This window comes from uncultured Gimesia sp. (assembly GCF_963972345.1).
GTDB lineage: Bacteria > Planctomycetota > Planctomycetia > Planctomycetales > Planctomycetaceae > Gimesia.
Window position 1 is genome coordinate 73,790 of record NZ_CAXAVM010000006.1, and the last position, 6,181, is coordinate 79,970.

5 protein-coding genes are annotated in these 6,181 nt (G+C 50.2%); 4 read left to right on the forward strand and 1 reads right to left on the reverse strand.

Annotated features, from left to right (window positions below; translation table 11 throughout):
• Positions 1–171: 171 nt before the first annotated feature.
• On the forward strand, positions 172–1,896 hold the full coding sequence (locus AACZ40_RS01940) for a hypothetical protein (protein WP_291170615.1): 1,725 nt from the start codon (positions 172–174) through the stop codon (positions 1,894–1,896).
• Positions 1,897–1,927: 31 nt separating this feature from the next.
• Here the strand turns inward: AACZ40_RS01940 and fetB are convergent, their stop codons facing one another.
• Positions 1,928–2,725, reverse strand: coding sequence for an iron export ABC transporter permease subunit FetB (gene fetB / locus AACZ40_RS01945; protein ID WP_291170617.1), 798 nt, complete (start codon positions 2,723–2,725; stop codon positions 1,928–1,930).
• Positions 2,726–3,032: 307 nt separating this feature from the next.
• Here fetB and AACZ40_RS01950 point away from each other — a divergent pair, with 307 nt between their 5' ends.
• Genes AACZ40_RS01950 through AACZ40_RS01960 form a run of 3 tightly spaced genes read left to right on the forward strand, consistent with a single transcriptional unit; the run spans position 3,033 to position 5,958 of the window.
• A complete protein-coding gene (locus AACZ40_RS01950; protein ID WP_339672990.1) occupies positions 3,033–3,920 on the forward strand; it encodes a UDP-2,3-diacylglucosamine diphosphatase in 888 nt (295 codons plus the stop codon).
• 48 nt (positions 3,921–3,968) lie between these two features.
• Positions 3,969–5,165: a BtaA family protein gene (locus AACZ40_RS01955; protein ID WP_291170619.1), complete on the forward strand. Its 1,197-nt coding sequence runs from the start codon at positions 3,969–3,971 to the stop codon at positions 5,163–5,165.
• A 49-nt stretch (positions 5,166–5,214) separates the two neighbouring features.
• The gene (locus tag AACZ40_RS01960; protein ID WP_291170621.1) at positions 5,215–5,958 is read left to right on the forward strand and encodes a class I SAM-dependent methyltransferase; all 744 of its coding nucleotides are present in this window, start codon (positions 5,215–5,217) and stop codon (positions 5,956–5,958) included.
• Positions 5,959–6,181 lie beyond the last annotated feature (223 nt).

A 6,181-nucleotide genomic window follows, 5' to 3' on the forward strand; every position in this document is an offset into this window, starting at 1 on the left:
AGCATATTCACCGGCCCTGCAGCTGTTTTGCGATTGCCTGCTAAAATCTGTCGGCTGCGTGATGACATGCGAAAACGAGTATCGAGTGAGCGCTTCCCTCCTTGAAAACCTGGTTGTATACCAGACATAACATGAACTTGTTTAAATTCAGCACTCCATTAAAGCATTGAAATGTCTTCAGTGACTCCATTCCCCTGCCAGAATCCTGATTCCCGATTTGATTCCGGTACGAAACCGGTTCCGGAACCAGAATGGGTAAAACAGGATCTGCGGGTTCCCAAATACGATGATGTTGTGTTCGCCCGCCCGGATCTGTCCCAGATCATTGGTGATGCGGAAGCAAATCGTGACATGTTTCAAAGTTGTTCCCGGGACCGCAGTGGGAAAATCATTTCCAGCCTCCGCTCCTGGGCACGACGCGCCGTACTGGAGGAAGCAGCCCGCTATACTGCCGAGTTGACAGGATCGGCGGTGGAACTGCCGGCAGATCTGGATGAGCAATTACTGTTTATGACAGGTCACCAGCCGGCGCTGTATCACCCTGGTGTCTGGATTAAAAATCTGCTGATCGGCAAAGCAGCGCAACAATCGGCAGGATTGAGTCTGAACCTGATCGTCGACAACGACCTGGTCAGTTCAACCGCCATTAAAATACCGCAGGGAACTCGCGATACCCCCTTTTTCTCCGAGATTTCCTTTGATGAAACGATCAAGAAAAAACCATGGGAAGAAACCACGATTCAAAATGAAGAGTTGTTTCGCACCTTTTCGGCCCGAGTAGAAAAAGCACTCAATGTCTGGCCTGAGCTTCCCACTCCCCTGCTCTGTAATATCTGGCCTGCAGCGGTAGCGCACATGCAGAAATCTGATCGACTGGCGGATTGTCTGGCAGCAGCGCGACACGCCCAGGAACAGCGGTGGGGAATCGAAAATCTGGAGCTCCCCATCAGCCGCATGTGTCAGACCGGGCCGTTTTTATGGTTTGCCTGTCATCTTTTCAAGAATGCCAGGGCTTTTCGGTCGACGCATAACGAAGTGCTCAGCGAGTACCGCAAGGTCAATCGTGTGCGGAGTAAAACCCACCCGGTACCGGAACTGTCCGAATCAGACGGCTGGATTGAATCTCCTTTCTGGATCTGGCGCACGGGGGAGACACGTCGTCACCAGCTGTTCGTCAAACGGGAACAGGATCAGATTCAGCTCTCAAACGGAACGGATGTGATGACCACACTCCCCATGGGAGAAAATTGTGATCTGTCCGCGGCGATTGAAGTTCTCAAACAGTTGCCCGACCAGGGAATTCTCCTGCGGACCCGCGCGTTGACGACCACTCTGTTTGCCCGGTTATTTATGGGAGATCTGTTCGTACATGGCATTGGTGGTGCCAAATATGATGAGATGACAGATCGGATCTTCAGCCGTTTCTTTCATCTGCCGCCACCTCGCTACCTGACTTTATCAGCCACCCGCTTCCTGCCGTTCTGCCAGCCATTCAATGTCCAGCACTGCGATGAGACTTGTCTGCAGCGGATTTTGCGGGATCTGGACTTTAACTCCGATCGGCACCTGTCACCGGAGCAAATCAGAGACGCAGCGACACTGGTAGAGCGAAAGCGGACTTTGATCCGGGCTCAGCAGACTGCTGAAAAACACGATGATTCACTGGCCCGGAACGAGCGGCGCCGCCTGAATCGTCTGCGCTTTCGTGAACTTCGTGACCTGGATGCAGAACTGTCGCAGTTAACCCTGTCTCTGCGAGAAAAGATCAATGGTGATCTTGTGCAGGTACATCAGCAGATGCAGGCTAATGCGGTGATTCAAAGTCGTGAGATCTCGTTTGTGCTCTATCCGGAACAGACGCTCCGACAACTGCTCGAGAAACTTTCTTTCGCATAAAAAGGTCTGTTGTCACAGGCCGTTTAGCAGCTTATTTATCGACGCGTGTGATCCGTTCGAACAGAAACTGATGCCGCGAATTAAACAGCCGGCGATATCCCAGCAGAACAGAGATCACGGTTCCTAAAGCGGTTCCGGATGCAATCAGAAACATGACCACAATCTGATATTTCACTGATTCCAGCGGGCTGGCCCCTGCCAGAATCTGCCCGGTCATCAAGCCGGGTAATGATACCAGTCCGACGACCATCATTGAATTGATAATCGGAGTCATTCCTGATCTGACTGCATTCTGTAGTGCCTCGCGGGCAGCCTCATTTCGAGTCGCTCCCAGGGAGAGCCGCAGTTCCACTTCCCCTTTGCGCATGACAAGTTCTTCACTCAATCGGTCCAGTCCCAGAGAAATTCCATTGAGGGTATTTCCCAGAATCATTCCCAGGAGAGGAATCAGATACTGTGCCGGGTTTTCTGACCAGCTGTGCGGGGGAATGATCACCGTCAATGCAAAACCACTTACCAGCCAGGAACTGACAAAGACAGCGATGATGCTGTTGAGCCAGATACCCGGGAAGCGTCTTTGCGAACGTTGAACCGCAGTCAGGCTGGCGATCAGCGTCATGCTGAACATCAGCAACAGGATGACGGGCCACCACGATAATTCAAAGATCCATTCCAGGATCATGCCAATGAGCAGGAGTTGGACGACGGTACGGATCGAAGCCAGCAGGAGTCGTTTTTCAAGATTTAGACTCAACGAGAAAGAGATGAATCCATTAATCATCACCAGCAGTGTCGCCAGAAAGATATTCAGTGGAGTTAAGTCATACATCGGGTCTTCCTGGCCGGACAGATTGGGAGTGAAAAGGACGGTACAGTTTGAAACTTTGTGAAATTGGATGGGAACCAGCTTCATAGATTGATCCGGAAACCTTAACACAATCTGCATTTACCGGCAATTTAAGCGGAATGCGAATTCTCAAGACCTTAACCTGGCATTCATCAGCAGCGAATAAAAACTTGATAAGATCCGCCGCAACAATGAACGACGCACACAATAGAAAAGACCACAGTCAGAACTGTGACGGCCAGGAAGCGAACCGCCGAGATCGCGGAGTAATGTCATTAAGGAGGATGATATGATCGTGTCCCAGAATCAGCCCGCTGCAACAGTCTCTCGTAAGATTCGAACGATCTTTGTCAGCGATGTGCATCTGGGATGTATGCATTCGAGAGCAGAGGAATTTCTGGAATTTCTGAATGCTCACCAACCTGAATCTCTCTATCTGGTCGGCGATCTGATTGATGGCTGGAAGTTGCGAAAAAAATGGCGCTGGCCCCAAATATATAATGAGATATTTGACCGGGTGGAAGAGCTCAGTCGCAAAGGCACCGAAGTTTTTTATACTCCTGGAAATCACGATAACTTCTTACGTGATTTCGGAAAGCGGTTTGGATTTGTCTCCCTTTCTGATGAATTCGTACATCTCACGGCCGACGGCCGACGCTTCCTGATAATCCACGGTGATCAGTTTGATAAATTTGAAACGGGGGCGCAATGGTTATCGGTACTGGCTTCATTTGCCTATGACGTTCTGCTGACCGCCAATACCCTGTTCAATCGTCTGATAAAACGACAGGGGCAGACCAGGTTTGCTCTTTCTTCTGCTGTGAAATCCCAGGTGAAGCACCTGATGCGGTTTATCAGTGATTATGAAAAGCAACTGGCTGATCATGCCCGACTGAAACGATGTGAGGGAATCATCTGTGGTCATATTCATGCTCCGAACATTCTCGATATTGACGGGATCAATTACTGCAATACCGGTGACTGGGTGGAACACTGCAGCGCCTTGATTGAATACAGTGACGGCGAACTGGAGATTATGTTTTTTGATCAGGAAATCGATCCTGTCCAGAAACCGGTTCCACAAGCACATCCGGAAAGAATCAGACCAAAAACGTTTGTGGAAGCGGAGGTGCCGGGAGTGCTGAGTCGCTTCTGGAAAAAAATGTCATCCTCTTGAACTGATCCGTCGTTGATCAGTTTTTTTTATGTTTATCGGAGATGGGTTATGATTTCTGAACGAATCAGCAGCAAGAGTTTTCAAATCGTGCATCAGGGCAATCTGGTTTACAATACCTGCTGGGAGGATCCACGTCTCGATCGCGCAGCACTGGAACTGGGTCCGGATGATGAAGTTCTGGTGATTACTTCTGCCGGCTGTAATGCACTGGATTATTTACTGGATGAGCCACGCCAGGTACATGCCGTAGATGTGAATCCCAAGCAGAATGCACTTCTGGAACTGAAGCTGGCAGCGATTCGCAACCTGGATTATGAGCCATTTTTTGATCTGTTTGGCCGGGGATACTCAAACGACTGGCAGAGACTCTACACACAGAATCTGCGTGCCGATTTATCTCTGACAGCGCAGAAGTACTGGGATCGGCATGGTCAGTTTTTTTCCGGTGAGGGAAAACGATCCAGCTTTTATTTTCGCGGTTCCTCCGGGCTGTTTGCCTGGTTCGTGAACTGTTATATCGACCGTGTTGCCAGGATTCGTGATGATATCAATTCGCTGCTGGCGGCGCGCGACGTTACCGAACAGACTTCGATTTACCAGTCTCGCAATCTGAACGAACTGCTCTGGACGAGGATGATTAAATGGTGGATGCGTCGGGATCTGACATTGTCCATGCTGGGAGTACCCCGCTCGCAGCGCACGCAGATTGATCAATGTTATGCAGGCGGCATTGTGCAGTTTGTCATTGATCGCATCGAAACGGTTTTTACCAGTCGATCCCTGCAGGACAATTATTTCTGGCGCGTCTATCTCACGGGAAGTTATGACCATGACTGCTGTCCCGAATATCTGAAGCCAAATAATTTTGAACGACTCAAAGCAGGGCTCATCGATCGTCTGTCCGTCAATACCAATACGGTGGAAGGTTTTCTGCGACAGCATCCCGGTGCAATCTCACGTTTTGTTTTATTGGATCACATGGACTGGATGGCTGGCGCGCAACCTCAATTGTTACAAAACGAGTGGCAGGCAATTCTCGACAAGGCGGCGGAGCGTACCAGGATCCTCTGGCGAAGTGCGGGGATGCAGGTGGATTTTGTCGATCCCCTGCAAGTCAGGTATCACGGACAACAGCGGGAAGTTGGCGCATTGCTGCAGTACCAGAATCAGCTCGCGTCAGAACTGCATGAGCAGGATCGGGTGAATACCTATGGCAGTTTTTATATCGCCGATCTACTGGTTTGACGCATTCCAACTCTTGGGACCAGAATCGCCTGCAGGAAACGAGCATGTTATGAGCTATTTAAACACGCGTCTGAATGATGTCAAAACAGTCTGGCAGTTGCTGGTGTCCCGCATTGATGGTCAGACACATACCGAAAGACTCAATTCCTTCTACCAGGGACAGGCAGTCGGCTACGATCAATTCCGGAAACGTCTGCTGCATGGTCGCTGTGAGTTGTTTGAAAGCCTGCCTGTTTCTGCAGGAGATATCTGGGTCGATCTGGGCACCGGGACCGGCGAAAATGCCGAACTGTGGGGACAGCGTCTCCAGCAGTTTCAACGTGCCTATCTGGTCGATCTCTGTCAGCCTCTGCTGGATGTCTGTTCTCAACGAATTTCAGATCGAGGCTGGCCGAATGTATCAGCAGTCTGTCATGATGCAACCAGCTTTACTCCGCCGGAATCACACGTGGATCTGGTCACTTTTTCTTATTCCCTGACCATGATTCCCGACTGGTTTCAGGCAGTGAACCACGCCTGGGATCTGCTACGGCCCGGGGGCATGCTGGGAATTGTTGACTTTTATGTCTCCCGGAAATATCCACCGCACAACCTGCAGTCGCATGGCTGGTTTCAACGAAATTTCTGGCCTGTCTGGTTTGCCGGTGACAATGTGTTTTTGAACTCTGATCACCTGCCCTATCTGCTGGATCGCTTTGAGTTGATTTCGCTCAACGAATCCCAGGGGAGCCTGCCTTTTTTGCCTTTCCTGAAGGTACCCTTTTATTCGCTGATTGCGAAAAAACCGCTCTAGCCAATTCAAGTGCCGGCAGTCCCGACACGAAAAGCCGCTTAATCTGAAATCCGATCCATTTCCTGCGCTCTGATCCTCAACTCCAATCTGTTATGATCACTGGTCAGGATATGGTAAATGCATCAGTGAGATTTCGGAGAGCAGCAGGATGTTGATCGAGGCACTTCAGAATGAATCGTTATACGATCATCCCGTAGAATCATTCCAGTTACTGGAAACGCAT

What these genes read in the sequence shown, in the direction of transcription:
- AACZ40_RS01940 (WP_291170615.1), top strand. Translation starts at nt 172, where the DNA reads ATGTCTTCAGTGACTCCATTCCCCTGCCAGAATCCTGATTCCCGATTT.
- AACZ40_RS01960 (WP_291170621.1), top strand. Translation starts at nt 5,215, where the DNA reads ATGAGCTATTTAAACACGCGTCTGAATGATGTCAAAACAGTCTGGCAG.
- AACZ40_RS01950 (WP_339672990.1), top strand. Translation starts at nt 3,033, where the DNA reads ATGATCGTGTCCCAGAATCAGCCCGCTGCAACAGTCTCTCGTAAGATT.
- fetB (WP_291170617.1), bottom strand. Translation starts at nt 2,725, where the DNA reads ATGTATGACTTAACTCCACTGAATATCTTTCTGGCGACACTGCTGGTG.
- AACZ40_RS01955 (WP_291170619.1), top strand. Translation starts at nt 3,969, where the DNA reads ATGATTTCTGAACGAATCAGCAGCAAGAGTTTTCAAATCGTGCATCAG.